A 16,276-nucleotide genomic window follows, 5' to 3' on the forward strand; every position below is an offset into this window, starting at 1 on the left:
CGATATCGTCATGCCCTCCTCCTGGACGGCCGGCGCATGTGGGGCAGCAGGCCGGACAAGGACGTGAGACGCCATGACCAACCGCCGCAACCGGGAACAGGACCGCGCCGTACGCCAGTACAAGCGCGAACACCCCGGCATCACCCTGGAACAGGCCCGCCAGGCCGTCGCCGCCCGCACCGGCCGGCAGCAGAGCCTCCCAGCCCGGATCCCCGCCGCTCCCCTGCCCCGCCCCGCCGAACGGCTGGAAACCTATGTGAAGCGCGTCGCCGACGCAGCCGGCGTCCAGCGCCACCGCGCCATGGAACTCCTCGGCCTCGCCCCCGGCACCTCGGCCACCGAACGCCTCGACCACCTCGCCGCCGGCCCGCTTCCCGAGCAGGCCGTACGCGCCCTCACCGCGGCCACAGGCATGACCCCCGATCAGGCCCGCGCCCTCACCACTCCGGACACCGCGTACCCCGACCTGGACGCCGTACGGCGCACGACCGAGGCGGCCTTCCCCGCCGGGTACTTCCGCCGCGGCGGCGCGGGCAAAACCTCGATCTCCACCGACCTGAGCGCGGCACTGACCCGCACGTTCGCCCAACGCGCCCACATGGTCCACCTGGACTCACCCGGCGACCCGGACCAGCCCGACCGGATCCCGGACCTGGAGGACCTGGCGCGGCGACTCCTGGACGAGAAGCACATCCAGCCCGGAGGCGCGGGCAAGACCCGGACAAACGCGCTTGACTTCGCCCGGCTCCTCGCCGAGACGTACGGATCACGAGTCCTTCCCGTCGACCTGCCTGTGCACGAGCTCTTCCCGGCCCCCTACACCCCGGTCATCGCCGATCCGGACTGGCCCTTCGATGCTCCCCGGCCGCCCGTCGACCCCGAGGTCCTCAACGAGGTCGCGAAGGCCCTCGGCATCGGACAGGACACCGACACCGACACCGACACGCCGCCACACGAATAGCCGCCCGCCCAAGCGCAGACCGGACCGGCCACCGCCCGGGGCCTGCAGCGAGGACGGGCGGGCAGCACCGCCCTACGGCCCTCACCACGGACGACAGTGACGCCCGAAAGTCCCGAACACCACACTGGACACCACAGAACATTGGCAGCCACCGCCGAAAGCCGCCGAACACCAGCGAACAGCCGGACCGTCATCACCAGCCACAACGCCGGCCACGACGACACTCCCTGCGGCAACACCCTCCTCAACGGCGCGGTGCCCTGCTTCGTCCAGCGCTGACCGGCCAGGTGTCCGCGGGTGCGCCGAGCCCCGGCCCGGAGTACGGCGTCCCACCCCGCCACCCACCCGAACCAGCCGGATGCGACCACCCGTCGGGCAAACCATTCTGACGCCCCTCACCACCCGCAAGGCACCTCGGCCTCCGGGTCGTAGCCGTGCGCGACGGCGTGGGCGTAAAACGCGCCGAGGGCCGTCCCCAGGCCCCGCCCCCGGTCCGTGTCCGGCAGCGGAGGCCGGGCCACCCACTCCTGCAGAACCGCACGCTGCGCCTCATGCGGCAGGTCCCCGAACTCCAGCCCGGAGAAGTTGTCGGGCATGCCCCTGCACAACTGCCCGAGCCTCTTGACCAGGCCTTCGGGCAGGCCGTCGGGCGCCTCCGACAGGCCTTGGGCCGCGGCCTTGAGCGCGTCCACGACCAGGCGGCCCTCGTCCGAGTCGAACACCCTGTCCGCGCGGAACTCCGGCCCGATCAGCCGGGCGCGCGGCAGGTCGGTGCTGATCTCCGCCTCGCGCTGCAGGCCGAGATCGCACTCGGTCACCCGCACTCGGTCCCGCCGGGCGTTGTAGCCGACGTCGTCCGCGGCGAAGGCCAGGTCGATCACGACGTCCGGGGTAAGGGCGGCGCGCAGGCCTTCGCCGTCAGCGCCACTGGTCTCGGTCACCGCGAGCACCGGCACATCGAGGTCCCGGGCCAGGCGCCGCAGTTCCTGCGCCGCCCCGGCGCCGTCCTCCACGTCGTGCGCCGGACGGCGCAGACCGGGCACCGCCTCGAGCCCATCGACGACGACCAGACGCAGCCCCTCCAGATTCCGGGCCAGACGCGCGAGTTCGCCGGTCTCAGTCCCGGGCCGGTCCTCAATCAGCAGCCGCGCGGCCTCCGGTCCGGCGCTGAGCTCGGCCACGGCGGCCCGGGCCGCTCCTTCCAACCGTCCCTCGCGCAGCGCCTGGTAACCGATCCGGAGCTGGCCGGCCATCACCCGCGCGGCGACGTCCCGCGCGGAGGGCCCGAACGCCGCGTACAGGACCGCGCCCGCGTCCCGGAACAGCGCGCCCCGCACCGCACCGGCGGCCAGCAGCCCTCCGCCTGCGCCGGGCCGTCCCTCACCGCCCACCGGGCCGGCGACGGTGACCAGGTACAGCCGGCCCGGATGCAGACCGCCGCCGAGCGCCTCGTCCAACACCCGCACGAACGTCGACACCGGAGGCCGCGAGCCCAGCAGGGACGCGACGGCCTCGGCAAGACTGCCCGGCGACAGCCGCTCCTCACCCTCAGGGCGGGAGTCCTCGGTGCCAGGAGACGGGGACGCGGGCATGGGGCACCTCGCACGGGCAGGCCGGGCACGGCCGGCGGCGGAAGGCCCACCGTACGGGCGGCGCCCGCGGCACCGGGCCGGTCCAGACAACCGGTCACCTTCGCGCGCGAACCCCACCGCAAGCCCCGGACACGGCCACCCACAACCGCTACCCTGCGTACCTCCACGACCCCCCTCCACCCCGGCCGGGCGCCAGCCGTAACGATCGGCGGCCGATCAGCAGGAGCTGGGGCACACCGGCCCGTCAAGCGGCAGCATTCCCTCCCGCCGCGGGACGAACTCCTCGGCCTGGGCCGCTGCCGTTCGCACGGTGGAAAAACACAGCTACGGTTGCCAGCCGAGGATCTCGGCGACCCCGTCCATGTCGACCTGGCCGTCCTTGTCCCGGGCGCGCCCCAGGAGCAGCTCCAGTCGCGTGAACCGGCCCACCTCGGCAAGGCAGTCATCTGCGAGTGCCATGGCGGGCGACGCGGACGAGGAGCGCGGCGACCAGGTGGTCGGGGTAGCGGACGCTCGAGGTCTCGGCGGCTCGGGCGCGCACAGCGGTCTCATCGTGTGGTGACCAGTCGCCGTCGGACGGCAGCCCCTCGGCCCGGGAGGCGACGAGGAAGATTCTGTCTGCGCTGATCCACTTCTCGTCCCCCTGGGCCGGGCGCACGATGTCGCTGGCGGGCCCGTTGGTAACGAGGATCTTGACCTGGCCGCGCCCGATCCGAATGACGGGACCGATGACGGTCGCCTGGTAGCGCCCGGACGTCGTGCCGCCCACGGTGTCACCCTCGCGGACGGTGCGGCCGGCGGCATCCCGAATGGTGTCCATGCTGGTACTTCCTTTGCTTGCGAAGGCACCCGCCCTGCGCAGAAAGGGGCGGGCACCCTGTGTCTGATGTGTAGGCCGGGGGCGGTCGCCTCAGGAGGGGGGCGGAGAGTGCACGGCACGGCCGCGCGCCCGGGCGTGTGTGGGCGGTGGTCAGCAGTCCAGGAGCGGGCCGTAGTGGTGCAGGTGACTGTCGATCGCTGCGTGGATATCCGCCTCCGAGAACCCGCACGTCCCATCAAGCTTTCCCCCGGCGTAGTCGAGGGAAATGTCGAGCAGGACCGTCAGCAGGTTGTGGAGGTCACGGGGCGCCAACGTCAGGGTGTGGCTGGCGCTGCCGGGAAGGAGCTGCTCAGAGACAATGCAAGCCAGGGGCCGCAAGGCAGGGTCCGGCCAGCCGCGGAGCACGGAGCAGACATGTCGGGCGATCGCGGTGGAAAGAGTGGCCACCGGCGCGGCGGGCATCGGGTTCGGCCGGTTGCGGTAAGAGGCGACTGCGCACTCCTTCGGCAGGTACACAGGGCCGGACGACCCCGACGACGTGAATCGGCACCCACGCCGGGGGGCGTATGGGCGCCGGCGGCAACCGTCTGTTTCCCGGGGCACGCGGCCCCGGGAAACAGACGGGAGGTCGGCGATCGCGCTCCCCGCCACGGGAGCCATCACCTCTGTGCACCGGGCAACGGCGCTCCAGCGGCGAAACGGCGGCTGCTGCCCAGCCCCGGGCTGAACCGGAAGCCGGAAAGCAGCACGGGCAAACGGTCCGCTCGCGGCGTTCCGGGCCCGGGGCCATCACAGACCGGCTCCGGATTTCGTACACCGGGCCTCAGCAGCCTGCCAGAGGGTGTTCCGGGCCCGGGTGGCCACACCGCGAGGTGCCCCGTCCGTGCCGTTCCTGGCCGTACGGCCGTCCCGTGGGGGCAGGGGCGGGCCGTACGACGTCGTGAGCCTGCGGGACCTGATCCCGCTCCTCCCCTCTCCGGGGGTGTGCTGCCAACACCAGAGCTCCAGAGGGGAGCTACCCCTCCTTCGACCCGAACCGGTGATCAGCCGGACGGGTCCGTCCTTCGTGCCGGTGTGTGCCCTCTCAACGGGGACTGTGCCTCTGGAGGGGCGCACACCAACACTTCGCGATCCGAGGGGACTTGAACCCCTGACCTTCCCCCGGCGTGGGGGACGCTCTACCAGCTGAGCTACGAACCTGCCGGACAACACGGATCGGCCGCTCCCTGTTGTCTGGCGCCATCGGGATTAACCGGCAACCCCGTTGACTCTTAAGACAATACAGCAGAGAAGCGTGAAGTGCAAGTCTTAAGAGACAATTGGTGGACGGGGCCCGCCCGCCAACGACGCAGCACCCAGGCACGGTCGCTCCCGCCCCACCGCCTGGCGGACTGACACTCCGGGTTCGATCCGACCGACTCCCCCCGCGCCGGCCGCCGACAGCCGGCGGGCCGGGCAGGGGCGAGTGCACAGGGCAGGGCTGAGCCGAGAGGTGGGGTGTATCCGGCCGTCTCCTCCCCGGGACCGGGCGCGGCTGCGGTCAACCAGCCGCACGGAGCAGGGCGGATGCCCACGAGCGGGCCGCCTGGGGCGCCGCTGTGCGAGGACGGACGGCAGCAACGCTTCGAACGTCGCAGGAGCACGGGCGCCAGCTCGGTCCGGCACCGTCGGCCGAACTCCCCGTCGGCCGAACTCCCCGTCGGCGGAGCCGCCGCGGGCGCTGCGTGCGAGGCCTCGGGCGAGATGGAGCACCGGGTCAAGGGACGCCGGCTTGCCCGGCCCGAGCAGGGCGGCGAGCTCGGGGAGCAGATCAGGTGAGCCAGGATTCGGCAACGAGTCTCCAGATCAGGAAGGGAAGTTGGGGTCGGCGGGCGGGCGATCGAGGAGATCTGCGGGTCGCCGATGCATCGCCACGGACAGCGAGTTACGGCTGCGCGGCGCCTCTACTGAGCACGGCCCGGCGCTTCAGCAGGCCGTACCGCCAGCAATGCTCAAGGCCGGTCTCCCGGTCGGGGAACGTCAGACCGTAGTGCCACGGATGGCGAACCCTGCCGAAGCCGCCGGAGTTGTTTCCGACTAGGAGGGTCACGTAGTCGCGGCTCTTCGCCGTGATGAAGCAGATGGCCCACGGCGTGGGCTCGTCGTCGCTCCAACGGCGGTGGACGGCCTGGTTGAACGGCTCGGGGTTCCTGAGAGGTGCAGCGGCGTCGAGTGCCTGTCCCAATGAGTGGATGAAGTCCTCGGGGCGCTTGTCGGTGAACGCGCGCAGTGCCGTCTCGAGGTGCTCTGCCACATCAGCCACGCCGGTGTTTCCGTGCGTGAGGTAGGGGGCGAGCTCCCAGCGGACGGCGGCGATCACCTCTGTGGAGCGGATGGGGTGCTCCCGGCCAGGCACGGCGAGCTCGGACGGCGCGGTGCGCTCCCAGCTGATGAGACGGCCTTCCGCCTCAGGGTCCGCGAGCGGGTACGTCTCCGCGGCGGGACGGGGCTTACTCCGCACCGATGCCCTGTCCTGGCACTGCCGCCGCTCCTCCCGCTCCCTTCGGTCCGGTGCGCCGGCAAGCCAGTCGTCGCAGACGGAACAGGACCTGTCGGTGTCCTCGGTGACCGAGTGCGGGCTGCCCAGCAACGGGCAGGGACCTGTCACCTTGCAGCAGGCGGCGACGGCAGCCCGGGCCGCGTCGATGATCACTGCGCCGGCCTCATCGATCGTGTCAGGCAGTCGGACGCTGAGGGTCTCGAAGTCCAGGACCTCGCGCGGGTCGTCGGCGCTGAACCCGGCAGCGAACCCGAGGCCGTGAGGAGCGCCGAGGAACCCGCCGCCGCCGGAGCTCGCGACGAAGCCATTGGCGGTCAGTACGGCCGCCACCGCACTGGTGCGGCACGCGCGACCGTTCGCTGCGCACAGCCGCTCGTCCGGCATCCAGGCACGCTGCCAGTTGCCCTTCAGCACCAGGCGGCCCGCGCGGACGTCGGCCATCGAGAGCTTCCAGCGGTCGGCCAGCTCCCACGAAGTACGGGCCTCGTCCGGGACGGTGATGCGGGTGGTCATGTGGCGACTCCAACACGGGCTGGGACTGGGCAGGTTGACGAGAAGGCTGTCGCGGGACGGGGGCCGTCTAGGACGCTGCCGCCCGACGCCGGTCGATCGCGGCGAGACGCTCCACCAGGGCGGCGACCTTGGCGCGTGCCTCGTCGGCTGCTCCGCTCACTGTGCGCTCCACCGCCTCACGCAGCACGTACGGGTCACCGAAGTCGCTCGGCCACTCGACGCGGGCCAGCTCGACGCCGCATTCGGTGACGGTGCCGATCACCAAGGCGTCGTCCGGGCTGCACTCGTCCTCGCGGTACCAGGTTTCGTCCTGCTCCGTCAGCCGCCGCACATGGATGTCCACCAGGAGGCCCTCGTGGCGGAAGCGGCACCGGCCGTCGAGACCGAGCCGGAATCCCGGATCGAGCGACGGATTGGGGTGAACCTGCTCCAACTCCACAGCACGCAACTCCTGTTCAGCAGTCTTCGGACTACGCCTGTCGCCGGGACAACGCGTCATCCGCCCGCCCCGGGAACCGCTGGTCCCCGGGGCGGACGGGGAGTTCGGCGAGCGCGCCCAATGCGGGACCCTCACCTCTGCGCACCGTCGTGCGGCGCGACAGCCGGTCGCTCGGTCACTTCCTTCCACGGCGGATGCCGCGAGGGGAGGACCTCGTACTCCTGCGGGGATTCGAACCCCGATTGCCGGATCCGTAGCCCGGCGCCCTATCCGTTGGACGACAGGAGCATCGCTCTGCAACGCCCCGAGCTGCGGCGCGGGAAGCGAGTCGTGCACGGCGCTCAGGCCGTGCGGGTCACATGTCCCGCGCCGCAGGGGCGGCGCCGCAGACCCCCGTTAGGGGGCGAGGGCCTGCGGCCGGTCCCTCCCGCCCCGGGCGGGGGACGAGGAGCGGAAGGAACCAGTGAGTCGACGGGAATCGAACCCGTTCCTGCCCCCCGGCCCACGTGAGCGACCACGCGGGGTGAGGGGGCCGTGCAGCACCGAACACCGCGACTCCAGGAGGGAGCGACCCTCCCTTCAGCTCCGGACGTGGATCAGACGCCCAGGCCTAACGTCATCAGGGAGGGGCGACATCAGCCTTCCGGCCCGCCACCCCGAACCCCCGATGACTCTTAAAACTATACACGACGAAGACGGGGGTGCGCAAGCCATAAGAGACAACCTGGAGCGGGTACCCACCAAGGCTCCGTACTCTGCGGCGCGACGCGGCGCCCCGGGAGGGTCACTCAACCGCGATGTGCCATCGCCACAGTGCCTCCGCTTCCTCGTACGAGGAGCACCACGACCTACCGTCGTCGCGGACGACGATCGCGGAACAGCAATGGACCCACCACTGGCCGCGGTTGGTGTAGTGGGACTGCTGGATCAGTCCGGCGTGTCCGCCTTGACGAAGGTTCACCGGTGCTGCCGCCGAGGCGGCGGACGGCGCCTCCCGGCGGGGACGAGGGTGGGTCCGGCCGTCATCGGCCGCAGAGGATGCAGAGGGTGTGAGGCCGGTACGTCGAGTGACGTCATCGGACGCCTTCGGGGCACGGGCCCCGGAGGAAGAGGTCATGTCGGGTTCCTTTCTGGCTCCTCGCCCGCCGGCGGGCCGCTCCCGGCGCGGGAGCGGCGGCGTGCGGTTCGCGGAGGTCAGGCGGAGCGGGGCTTGGGCTTGTGGCCCCAAATCCGGTCGGCGCCGGTCAGGCGGTAGGACTCGTCACAGCCGGAGCACTTGCCCCACCACCGCATGCCGCGCCGGCGGACCGTCCCGGACTTCGCCGGCTCACCGGCGCCCGCGCAGGATGCGGGCTTCTCGTTCCCGCGGGTCCACTCCAGCGGCGCGCTGGGGAAGCAGCGGGTGCACAGCAGCGGGCCGTGCTCGGCGACCGCCGCGGCTTCGTCGCGCCCGGCGAGGTCGGGCAGCCAGACGAACGTGGTCGTCGAGCGGCACGAGCCGCAGCCGGTGGAGTCGTGAATGTGGCCGCCCGCGCTGGAGGTGACCAGGTAGAACCTCGACCACCCTCGCCGCATCCACTCGGCGTGGGGCAGGGCTGCCGCCTCGGCCAGGCCGCGTTCTTCCACGCCAGCGGACTCGAGGTCGGCCAGGGCCTCGGTCAGGCTCGTGGCGTCCCAGGGGAACAGTGCGCCCGAGTCCAGGAGTTCGGCCGCGCGAGCGAGAGCGTCTTCGTGGGTCATCCGCCACGCGGGCTGCACCCCTCGCCGGTACTCCCGCCGGTCCTTCACGTGGTGATGGACCGAGTCCAGGAGGCGCCCGCGCCGAACGCGCACCTTGCCGAGCGCGTCGGCAAGGTCACTTGCCCACCAGTCGACCTGAGCCGGGCTCATCCCGGCGAGCTCCTCGGCGGTGTAACGCCCTACCAGCGCAGTAGCAGACACAGTGTGCATTCCCCTCACTCAATGACTCTTAAGACTATACATACGGGATCCAGGTATTGCAAGCCATAAGAGACGTGGCTCCACCCCCCGACCTCGTCGCCGTCCAGGACTGCGACGAAGCGGCGCGTCACCACCGAGCCACCGCGCGTGAGTCCACTTCCGCAAGGACTCGCGCACACCGGGACGCGGAGGCGCAGTGCGCGACATCAGTCGCAGGTCACCCTTCACTACCGACTCTTAAGACTTGCACTGTTCGAGACCCCTGCGTATAGTCTTAAGAGTCAGCCCGTTAGGGTTTCGCACTGGGAACGAGGAACACAATGACGCTCTTTGCCTCACTCGCCGGACTTGGGCTGTTCCTCACGGGATTCATGGCCGGCGCGCTGTTCATCGGCAAGGAAGCCGACCTCTTCATCGCCCGCCGCCACGACGACCTGATCGTGTGGCTGAAGCGGCAGGAAAGGGAAGGCCGCCGGGGCTTCCTCTTCTACGTCGCTCTGACCATCACCTTCACGCTGCTGCACCCCCTCGCGGGGCTCCGACTGGTCGGCGCGAAGCTCGCCCGGCTGGGCTCCGGCAAGCGCGAGGCCGAGTAGGCACCCTCCGGCCGCGCAACGGGGCTGGACGGCCGTGCGCTCGCCCCGCTCGGCGACGTCAGTCCCTGCGGTGGAGTCGCTCCACCAGCGCACGCCGTTCGGCGGGTTCACGCTCGATCGCCTGCCGTAGGACAGACATGTCGAGGCGGGATTCCACGGCTTCCCGCACGAGTTCAGCCAGGACGTCCGGCCGCAACGCTTCTGCTTGTGTCGTGGCGGCGCCGGAGAAGGCGCGGCGGTCCGCCGTGCTCGGCGGAGCAGTCGGCAGCCCATAGGCGACCACTTGCTCGGGTGTCACCGCCACCCGTACGAATTCGACGTCGGCGCCGCCGGCTGCCGCGAACGCGGCGACGTCCTCCGCCAACGCGATCAGAATCCATTCCCCGCTCTGGTCGTAGTCCCCGACGTGGAGCACGCAGGTTCTCCTGCCATCGGTGATGGCACGCTGGGCGGCGTTGTACTTGCCGGCGAGCCCGTCGAACCCCCCGCCGGAGTAGCAGGAAATGCCGTACTTCTGGCCGACCCGCGCGAGTTGAGGAACCATCCCCTCCGTCTCCGACCACAGCTCAAGGCGCACCGCCTGGCCGTGCTGGCGGTCGACCCGGTACGACGCGGCGGCTGCTTCCAGCGTCCGCCAGAAGTCCTCGGGGCCTGCAAAAGAAGGCGGAGCAGCGACGGCGACTTGTTTGTCGTCGCGGATGGCGTCCCAGGGGATGCGTCCGGAGCGGCGGGCCATGCCGACGTACTCGCACATGCGCTTGTAGTCCGGCCGAGTCTTGGCCAGCACGCCTTGCCCGTGCAGTACGTAGTAGATCTGCCGGAGTGTGACCGGCAGATAGTCGGCGTAGGCGTCCAGGACAGCCTCCACGGCTTCGAGGACGCGCCGTGTCTCCCTCTTGGGCCGCCAATTCGGCTGCGGCCCGCGCGGACGCTTGTCCGGCACCGCACCCACCTCCTGGTCGTCTCATCCCAGAGTCCGCCTACGCGTCCTTGCGTCTCAAGGGCGCGCAGTTGCAAGCGGCGAACGGAATGCGGCGCGAACCCGGACTCCAGGCCGGCACCTGGCGCCGGGCGGGTACGTCCGTCTGCACCCCGCTGGCCGCGTCGGCAGGATGGGGCCGGCCCCGTGTGGAGCCGGCCCCGAGAGCGGTGGTCGGTCCTCGCTCAGCGGGAGCCGGACCGGCCGATCGCGCGGTCTGCCCGGGCGCTGGCGCGCAGGCGCCACGCCAGACCCTCGGAGGGCTCCATGAGCTCGAATTCGTCGGTGATCCGCACACCGAGCGTCTTCAGCACCTTGGACGGCCCGAGGATCGTGTAGTCGAAGCGGTCGGCCTCTTCGAGTGTGGCCCCCGGTCCCAGGTCCACCGTGTCCCAGTGACGACCGCCGCACTCGCAACCGACCCGGGCGACCGTGCGCCCGGCCAGGGGGATGATCTCCACCCAGTACGGCGTCCGGCGGCCGCAGTCCGCGGACCGCTTCTGGGCCTCGGAGTCCACCGCGATCTCTGCCACCCACTGAGGAGCACTCACGAACAGCGCGGCGTAGCGGTCGTCGTCCGCGATCTGCGCGGGGTCCTGGTGCTCGGCGCGCACGGCGAGGTAGACGGCCCGTGCGATCTCCTCACGGAGGAGCTGGTCGCGCGCCCCGCGGACAGTGGCGGGCTCCTGCTGGGGCGCGTTCCCCCACGCGGTACGGGCCTCGCGGACACGGACGCTGTAGGACCAGTTGGATCCGTTACCCGAGGCGAGGTTCGCGCGCACCCCACGCTGAAGGGCCGGGAAGCCCGCGGGGCTGCGCATGATCGCCTCGGCTTCGTCCTCGGTGATCACCTCGGCCTTCACGTACGGCTCCACGACGTCGCGCGCAGCGCGCTCGGCCTGGTTCATCGGCGGTTCGGTCAAGAGGGGTCCTTTCGTCTCAGGTGTGCGGGCGCTGCTCGGCCGACGACCACGGCGGCCGTGGCGACGGCCGAGAGAAGCGCTTCCCATGCAGGCGGCGCGGGTCCGGGGATCAGGGGCAGGCGGTCGACCGGCTGGAGCCGTGCTCGGCCCTGAACTCGGCAGCCAGGCGCTCGTAGTTCGCAATGTCCTTGGCGTTGCCGGGGTCGCTCTGGCGGACGATCGTGGTCCCGCCGGGGTTCGGTTCCTCGTCGAGGTAGTCGTCGAGCGCGGCCTCCCAGGTGGGGTGTCCGGTGGAGCAGAACCAGAAGGCGTCGTCGAAGTATTCGACGCTCCACTCCGGGTCGAATTCCTCGTCGTCGTCGTGGTGGGCGTAGTCGAAGCGCCAGAAGCCGATGTTCCAGGTGCCGTCGGCGGACTCCCAGATGACGTTTTCGCGGTTGCAGCTCAGGGGGGTTCCCTTCGGGCGGATTACGAGCGGAGCGCGGGCAATTCCGCGGGCGGTCAGCTCAAGTCGTGGACGAGGAGCCAGCCGGGTGCGTCCAGGGCGCGGCCGGGCAGGGTTGCGGCGGCGCGGAGCAGGATCGTGTCCCACTCGGGCGAGGTCTCGAAGTCGTTGGCGGACTTGCAGGTGCCGGGCGGGAGTTGCTCGTAGCCGACGCCGATGACGACCCGGTCCTCGTGGGGCCAGTTTCCGCTGACGGTGTACAGGTCGACGTCCTCGCTGGTGTCGTCGTCGCGCCGGCTGCGGCGCAGAGCCTCCAGGCCGTCGTAGACGGCCAGCCAGTCCGTCTCTGCGAGTTCGACGCCGTACACCGCGTAGAACGAGTGGTCCAGGCCCAGGGTTTGACCCTCCTTGATCGAGCCGGGGTCGGGCGGGCAGCCAGCGGGGCGTGGCGCTCGGCCCCGTACGTGCTTCCCGCCGTGAGGGGGTCGGTGTCCGCAGAGGAACCGACCCCCACCAATCGACTCTTAAAACTATACATTTAAGTGAGAGTAGAGCGCAAGCCATAAGAGTCGGAGCATGGATCCCGCAACCGGTGCGACGACCTCAGGGGTGACGGGATGAGCTCGCGGGGCCAGGAGCGCGCCCGGGGCGCCTCCGTCAGCGCCCGGCCCGGCGGGCGAGGAGACGCTGGACGGGCCGGGGGACGACGCGGGCCAGGCGGCGGCCGCGACGGCTGCGCCCCTTGGCGGCGTACATCTCGGCGTCGGCGATCTTCAGGAGGGCCGAGAGCGGGTTGGCCAGGTCCTCGCCGGTCAGATCGGCGGTGCGGGCCAGGCCGATGGATGCACCCACCGAGAGGACCCGGCCCCGGTAGTGCACGGGCCCGGTCAGCAGGGCGGTCAGACCCGCGATCCGGTCAGGGAGGTCGGGGCTCGCAGCCATGGCCGCGACGAATTCGTCGCCTCCGAGGCGCCCCACGGCGTAGCCATCGGCGTCGGCCCAGTCGGTCATGCCAGCACCGATGTGGGCCAGGATGGCGTCTCCGGCATCGTGGCCGCATCGGTCGTTGATCGACTTGAAGCCGTCGAGATCGATCAGGAGTACGACGGCGGACCCTTCGGCGATCACGCGGTGGGCCCGCGCGGTCCAGGCCGCCCGGGTGGGCAAGCCGGTGACCGGGCAGGTGCGGGCCTGGGCCAGCTGGCCGGTGAGTTCTGCGACCTGGGACCGCAACTCCTCGGCGGCGGGGACAACCAAGGCGAGCGTCTGCCGCAAACGCTGAGGGCTCACCCCGTCGTGCGCGAGGTCGCTGCGAGCTCGGTCCAGGACGGCGCGGACGAACGAAGGTCCGTCGGCGCCGACCGTGCGGCCCGCCGCCGCGCCCGGGGCTCCGGCCCGGACGGCCGCCGTAAGGGAGGGGTTCTGTGCGGCGGCCATCAGCCGTCCCGCCGCGCGTCGCCCTGCCACTGGCGATTCTCACGACGCTTGGCGATCCGGCGGACCGTGCGGTCGTGCGAGCGGCTTCCGCGGCCCTTGTGGCCGTAGTTCAGGGTGTGGCTGCGGCGGAGCATTTCCGCCCCCTTCCTCTCGATGACTCTTAAGACTATACAGAGATCCACGCCGGACCGCAAGCCTTAAGAGACATCAGGTGGGTGTGCGCCCAGGGTCACGATCTGCGGCCGCGCCGGACGCGCGACCCGCACCGGGTCACGGAGGGGCGAAAGAACCCGCCCGGCGAGCGTTCCGTGCGTCAGACAGAGGCCAGTCCGGACTCTGCCGGCAGCTCCGCGGATGCCCACCAGCACGCGCTTGCGGCCGCTCCGCCGCCGGCGTACGGCGCGGCGCGCTGCTGACGGAGTCCGCCATCGTGCCGCACCCCAGCGGTCGGCGGCAGGCGCGATGACACAGTGACACAGCTGAACAGTGACACAGCCGAGCACTTTCACCAGGGGAAACAGGGGGTTGATGACACAGACCGGACTGTTCAGAGGCAGGCGTGACACAGATGCCAGCGGCCCGGCGGAACGCGCCGCCGGACACGGCTGCGGCCGGGAGCGGCTCAGTGGTCCCCATCGTGCGCGTCGTACGCGTCGCAGTTCTGGCAGGAGTCCTTGCCCGTGTTGGTCTCGTGCGGGCACGGGCGTCCGTAGGCGTAGCGGACCATCGCGATGACCACCGCACGGCGGTTGCGTCCCGTCCACGTGAGGCCGGATGCGAACGGGGGCGCCTCCACGTCCGCGGCGGGAGTGAGGACCCAGGTGCGGGCCCGGCCGCCGGTGATGGTCACCGGGTGCCGGAGGGTGTATGGCCGTCCCGCCCAGCGGAAGTGGAAGCCGTTCCCGTCTGCGTTGCGCACGAGCCCACAGGATCGGACAAGGTCGTTCCAGACCGCTCCGGCGATGCGTTCGCGGAAGGTCTCGGCACTCTGTGGAGCGGGCGCCGGACAAGTGGCGGGCGGGTGGGTCATCTCTGGGCCTTCCGGACTCTCAGGGGATCAGGGTGGCGATGGCGGGGCGGGCGGGGTACGCCCCGGGGGAGGGACCTCCCGGCAGCTACGGCTGGGCCTCGACGAGCGAGGCGGCGGCGCGGGCCCACGCGAAGCGGCTGCTGTGGCCGTCGGGTTCCGCCGCGGCGCAGAAGAACAGCCGCCGGGCGGTGGCGAACCCCACGCCCTCCGTGCCGCCGAGGCGCGTGACGGCCTCCTCCCGGACGTGCTCCACCTCTGGGGGGAGCAGGTCGCCGGTGGGGTGCATCGACATGTACAGAGCCTGGGCGGCGAGGCTGAGGCGCGTGGCGGCGTCTATTCGGAGGTGACGGTCAGAGGTGGTCGTGGGCACTGTCGCCGAAGGTGCGCAGCAGGGCCAGCCGGATGCCGGTGTGCTCGGTGTCCAGGTCCGCGAGTTCGCCGTCCACGGCGGCGGCAGTCACGGCGTCGGTAGTACGGGCCCGGACAGCGCGCAGGGCGCGGGCGTCCTCCAGGTTGCACATGAGGTCGTACAGGGAGGCGGGGCGGTGGGAGTTGACGCAGCCGATCGCGCCCGCGTCGATGAGGTTGCCGGCCATCCGGGAGGTCAGCGCGGTCCACGGGGCGTTCCAGTAGAGGGTGACGATGCTCATCGTGTGCTGCTCCTCGCGTCGGGGGCCGGAGGGATCCCTCACCCGCTCCGACTCTTAAGACTATACAGCGCGAGCACACCACGCCGCAAGTCTTAAGAGCCACACGGGGGTGATTCAGTCGCGGTGGAGGTTGATCGCACCCACCTTGGGCATCCCGGAGTACACGCGGCCGCCGACCGTGACGCACACGTGGCGGGGGCTGCGCCGATCGCCGGGACCGAACTGCGCCAGGAGCGGGGCCGCGACCGCGCTCACGCTGGTGCGGCGCGGGCCGCCGCTCCAGGTGACGCTGATCTCGTCGCAACGCTTGCCGGTGCCGGTGCGCACGGAGAACTTGACACCGGGGAAGACGCGGCGGAGCTCCCTGCGAAGATGCACGGCGGCGTACTTGGTCGGAATACCGATCACGGCCTCGCCCAGTTCGGCTTCACCGACGACCGGAGTCACGGACGTGTGGCGGACGTGCACGAGCGGGCCGGGCTTGCCGTCGAGGGTGTACAGCTCGTAGCGGCGAGCGGGGCGCCCAAGCAGGGTGGCGACGAGGCACGCGGAGCAGGCGCACGGCTGGACAGTCCAGTGCCCGCGGTAGTCAGCCTCCGTACCGTGGTAGGTGACCGGGGTGCCGGCGGGCAGGCGCAGGGCGAGGTAGGCAGCGTCTGCGGGCTGAGCGGTCGCGGTGGTCACGGTTCCTCCTGGATGCGTTTCGTGCGGGCCTTCCCCGCCCTCTCGACTCTTAAGACTATACATACTGGCCATATGTAACGCAAGTCTTAAGAGGCGCTCATATGTGGCGGTCCGGCGGCGCCCATGACGGGCCGGGCGGCACCGGATCCGGGGTTCGCCCTACCTGCCGAGGCGGGCGTTGCGCAGGCGTATGCCCATGCGCTGCACGCGGTAGCGGGCAGTGGAGGAGCCGGGGAAGTCGCCCAGGCCTCGCCAGATGCGGACGAGGGTGCGCTCGGACATGTCCTCGACCGTTCCCAGCGGGTCGATCTCGCGACGGAACGCGAGGCTGACCGTGTGGTCGGCGAAACCGGCGGCGCCCAGGGTGTAGAAGTACACCCGGTAGCCGCCCGTGGGGTCACCCTCCCGGAAGAGGCCCAGGACGACGGCCTTGCGCAGTCCGGTGTTCTTGCCCTCGACGTAGCGGGGGCAGCGCACGACCGCGCCCGCCTCCAGGACGTCCTGCGAGGTGACAGCAGTGGCAGTCACGGCGAGCCCCTTTGTGAGTGATGGCGGCCCGTCCGAGCCGCTTCGACTCTTAAGACTCTACATGCATGGATCACGGAATGCAAGCCTTAAGAGGCAAACCGCAGCGCAGCGCCCCGCATCTCGACCAGGCGACTCTTAAGACTTGCATTCACATCGCATCCGCATGTAATGTCTTAAGAGACGCAACGGAACGAGCCCG

22 protein-coding genes and 2 tRNA genes are annotated in these 16,276 nt (G+C 70.9%); 4 read left to right on the forward strand and 20 right to left on the reverse strand.

The features are described from left to right. Positions 1-73 precede the first annotated feature (73 nt). The gene (locus ACWD3I_RS24965) at positions 74-961 is read left to right on the forward strand and encodes a hypothetical protein (protein WP_451084185.1); all 888 of its coding nucleotides are present in this window, start codon (positions 74-76) and stop codon (positions 959-961) included. A gap of 141 nt (positions 962-1,102) precedes the next feature. After that, on the forward strand, positions 1,103-1,240 hold the full coding sequence (locus ACWD3I_RS24970; protein WP_365412425.1) for a hypothetical protein: 138 nt from the start codon (positions 1,103-1,105) through the stop codon (positions 1,238-1,240). A 116-nt stretch (positions 1,241-1,356) separates the two neighbouring features. Here the strand turns inward: ACWD3I_RS24970 and ACWD3I_RS24975 are convergent, their stop codons facing one another. The 5 genes from ACWD3I_RS24975 to ACWD3I_RS24995 form a co-directional block, all read right to left on the reverse strand. Next, on the reverse strand, positions 1,357-2,553 hold the full coding sequence (locus ACWD3I_RS24975) for a DnaB-like helicase C-terminal domain-containing protein (protein ID WP_365412423.1): 1,197 nt from the start codon (positions 2,551-2,553) through the stop codon (positions 1,357-1,359). 324 nt (positions 2,554-2,877) lie between these two features. Further along, positions 2,878-3,012 carry a hypothetical protein gene (locus ACWD3I_RS24980; RefSeq protein WP_365412421.1) on the reverse strand — a complete coding sequence of 45 codons (135 nt, stop codon included), beginning with the start codon at positions 3,010-3,012 and terminating at the stop codon, positions 2,878-2,880. Continuing rightward, positions 2,996-3,373: a hypothetical protein gene (locus ACWD3I_RS24985; protein WP_365412419.1), complete on the reverse strand. Its 378-nt coding sequence runs from the start codon at positions 3,371-3,373 to the stop codon at positions 2,996-2,998. The genes ACWD3I_RS24980 and ACWD3I_RS24985 overlap by 17 nt, the downstream gene beginning before the upstream one ends. 150 nt (positions 3,374-3,523) lie before the next feature. After that, positions 3,524-3,889, reverse strand: coding sequence for a hypothetical protein (locus ACWD3I_RS24990; RefSeq protein ID WP_365412417.1), 366 nt, complete (start codon positions 3,887-3,889; stop codon positions 3,524-3,526). A 610-nt stretch (positions 3,890-4,499) separates the two neighbouring features. Next, a tRNA-Ala gene (locus ACWD3I_RS24995) sits at positions 4,500-4,575 on the reverse strand. 364 nt (positions 4,576-4,939) lie between these two features. Between ACWD3I_RS24995 and ACWD3I_RS25000 the strand changes: the two genes are divergently transcribed. After that, positions 4,940-5,191, forward strand: coding sequence for a hypothetical protein (locus ACWD3I_RS25000; protein WP_365412415.1), 252 nt, complete (start codon positions 4,940-4,942; stop codon positions 5,189-5,191). 106 nt (positions 5,192-5,297) lie between these two features. Here the strand turns inward: ACWD3I_RS25000 and ACWD3I_RS25005 are convergent, their stop codons facing one another. The 4 genes from ACWD3I_RS25005 to ACWD3I_RS25020 form a co-directional block, all read right to left on the reverse strand. Further along, the gene (locus ACWD3I_RS25005) at positions 5,298-6,425 is read right to left on the reverse strand and encodes a hypothetical protein (protein ID WP_365412413.1); all 1,128 of its coding nucleotides are present in this window, start codon (positions 6,423-6,425) and stop codon (positions 5,298-5,300) included. Between the two features lie 67 nt (positions 6,426-6,492). Continuing rightward, positions 6,493-6,864, reverse strand: coding sequence for a hypothetical protein (locus ACWD3I_RS25010; protein ID WP_365412411.1), 372 nt, complete (start codon positions 6,862-6,864; stop codon positions 6,493-6,495). Between the two features lie 216 nt (positions 6,865-7,080). Further along, positions 7,081-7,152: transfer RNA gene (locus tag ACWD3I_RS25015), tRNA-Arg, on the reverse strand. A 906-nt stretch (positions 7,153-8,058) separates the two neighbouring features. Beyond that, positions 8,059-8,754 carry a hypothetical protein gene (locus tag ACWD3I_RS25020; protein WP_365412409.1) on the reverse strand — a complete coding sequence of 232 codons (696 nt, stop codon included), beginning with the start codon at positions 8,752-8,754 and terminating at the stop codon, positions 8,059-8,061. Positions 8,755-9,125: 371 nt separating this feature from the next. On the opposite strand from ACWD3I_RS25020, the gene ACWD3I_RS25025 reads away from it, so the two are divergent. Continuing rightward, positions 9,126-9,401: a hypothetical protein gene (locus ACWD3I_RS25025; RefSeq protein ID WP_365412407.1), complete on the forward strand. Its 276-nt coding sequence runs from the start codon at positions 9,126-9,128 to the stop codon at positions 9,399-9,401. Positions 9,402-9,459: 58 nt separating this feature from the next. On the opposite strand, the gene ACWD3I_RS25030 is transcribed toward ACWD3I_RS25025, so the two are convergent. The 11 genes from ACWD3I_RS25030 to ACWD3I_RS25080 form a co-directional block, all read right to left on the reverse strand. Continuing rightward, positions 9,460-10,344: a hypothetical protein gene (locus tag ACWD3I_RS25030; protein WP_365412405.1), complete on the reverse strand. Its 885-nt coding sequence runs from the start codon at positions 10,342-10,344 to the stop codon at positions 9,460-9,462. A gap of 221 nt (positions 10,345-10,565) precedes the next feature. Continuing rightward, positions 10,566-11,303, reverse strand: a complete 738-nt coding sequence (locus ACWD3I_RS25035; protein WP_365412403.1) for a hypothetical protein — start codon at positions 11,301-11,303, stop codon at positions 10,566-10,568. Positions 11,304-11,412: 109 nt separating this feature from the next. Continuing rightward, the gene (locus ACWD3I_RS25040) at positions 11,413-11,895 is read right to left on the reverse strand and encodes a hypothetical protein (RefSeq protein WP_365412401.1); all 483 of its coding nucleotides are present in this window, start codon (positions 11,893-11,895) and stop codon (positions 11,413-11,415) included. Further along, a complete protein-coding gene (locus tag ACWD3I_RS25045; RefSeq protein ID WP_365412399.1) occupies positions 11,805-12,116 on the reverse strand; it encodes a hypothetical protein in 312 nt (103 codons plus the stop codon). The genes ACWD3I_RS25040 and ACWD3I_RS25045 overlap by 91 nt, the downstream gene beginning before the upstream one ends. Before the next feature lie 289 nt (positions 12,117-12,405). Further along, positions 12,406-13,185 carry a GGDEF domain-containing protein gene (locus ACWD3I_RS25050; protein ID WP_365412397.1) on the reverse strand — a complete coding sequence of 260 codons (780 nt, stop codon included), beginning with the start codon at positions 13,183-13,185 and terminating at the stop codon, positions 12,406-12,408. Further along, complete coding sequence (locus tag ACWD3I_RS25055) at positions 13,185-13,319, reverse strand: hypothetical protein (protein ID WP_365412395.1); 135 nt, start codon at positions 13,317-13,319, stop codon at positions 13,185-13,187. The genes ACWD3I_RS25050 and ACWD3I_RS25055 overlap by 1 nt, the downstream gene beginning before the upstream one ends. A gap of 488 nt (positions 13,320-13,807) precedes the next feature. Next, positions 13,808-14,104 carry a hypothetical protein gene (locus ACWD3I_RS25060; protein WP_365412393.1) on the reverse strand — a complete coding sequence of 99 codons (297 nt, stop codon included), beginning with the start codon at positions 14,102-14,104 and terminating at the stop codon, positions 13,808-13,810. 196 nt (positions 14,105-14,300) lie between these two features. Further along, positions 14,301-14,507, reverse strand: a complete 207-nt coding sequence (locus ACWD3I_RS25065) for a hypothetical protein (protein WP_365412391.1) — start codon at positions 14,505-14,507, stop codon at positions 14,301-14,303. Between the two features lie 58 nt (positions 14,508-14,565). Further along, positions 14,566-14,865, reverse strand: a complete 300-nt coding sequence (locus tag ACWD3I_RS25070; protein ID WP_365412389.1) for a hypothetical protein — start codon at positions 14,863-14,865, stop codon at positions 14,566-14,568. A gap of 114 nt (positions 14,866-14,979) precedes the next feature. Next, on the reverse strand, positions 14,980-15,549 hold the full coding sequence (locus ACWD3I_RS25075) for an LPD29 domain-containing protein (RefSeq protein ID WP_365412387.1): 570 nt from the start codon (positions 15,547-15,549) through the stop codon (positions 14,980-14,982). A gap of 159 nt (positions 15,550-15,708) precedes the next feature. After that, the gene (locus tag ACWD3I_RS25080) at positions 15,709-16,077 is read right to left on the reverse strand and encodes a DUF6409 family protein (protein WP_365412385.1); all 369 of its coding nucleotides are present in this window, start codon (positions 16,075-16,077) and stop codon (positions 15,709-15,711) included. Between the last annotated feature and the right edge of the window lie 199 nt (positions 16,078-16,276).

The organism is Streptomyces sp. NPDC002817 (assembly GCF_053592055.1).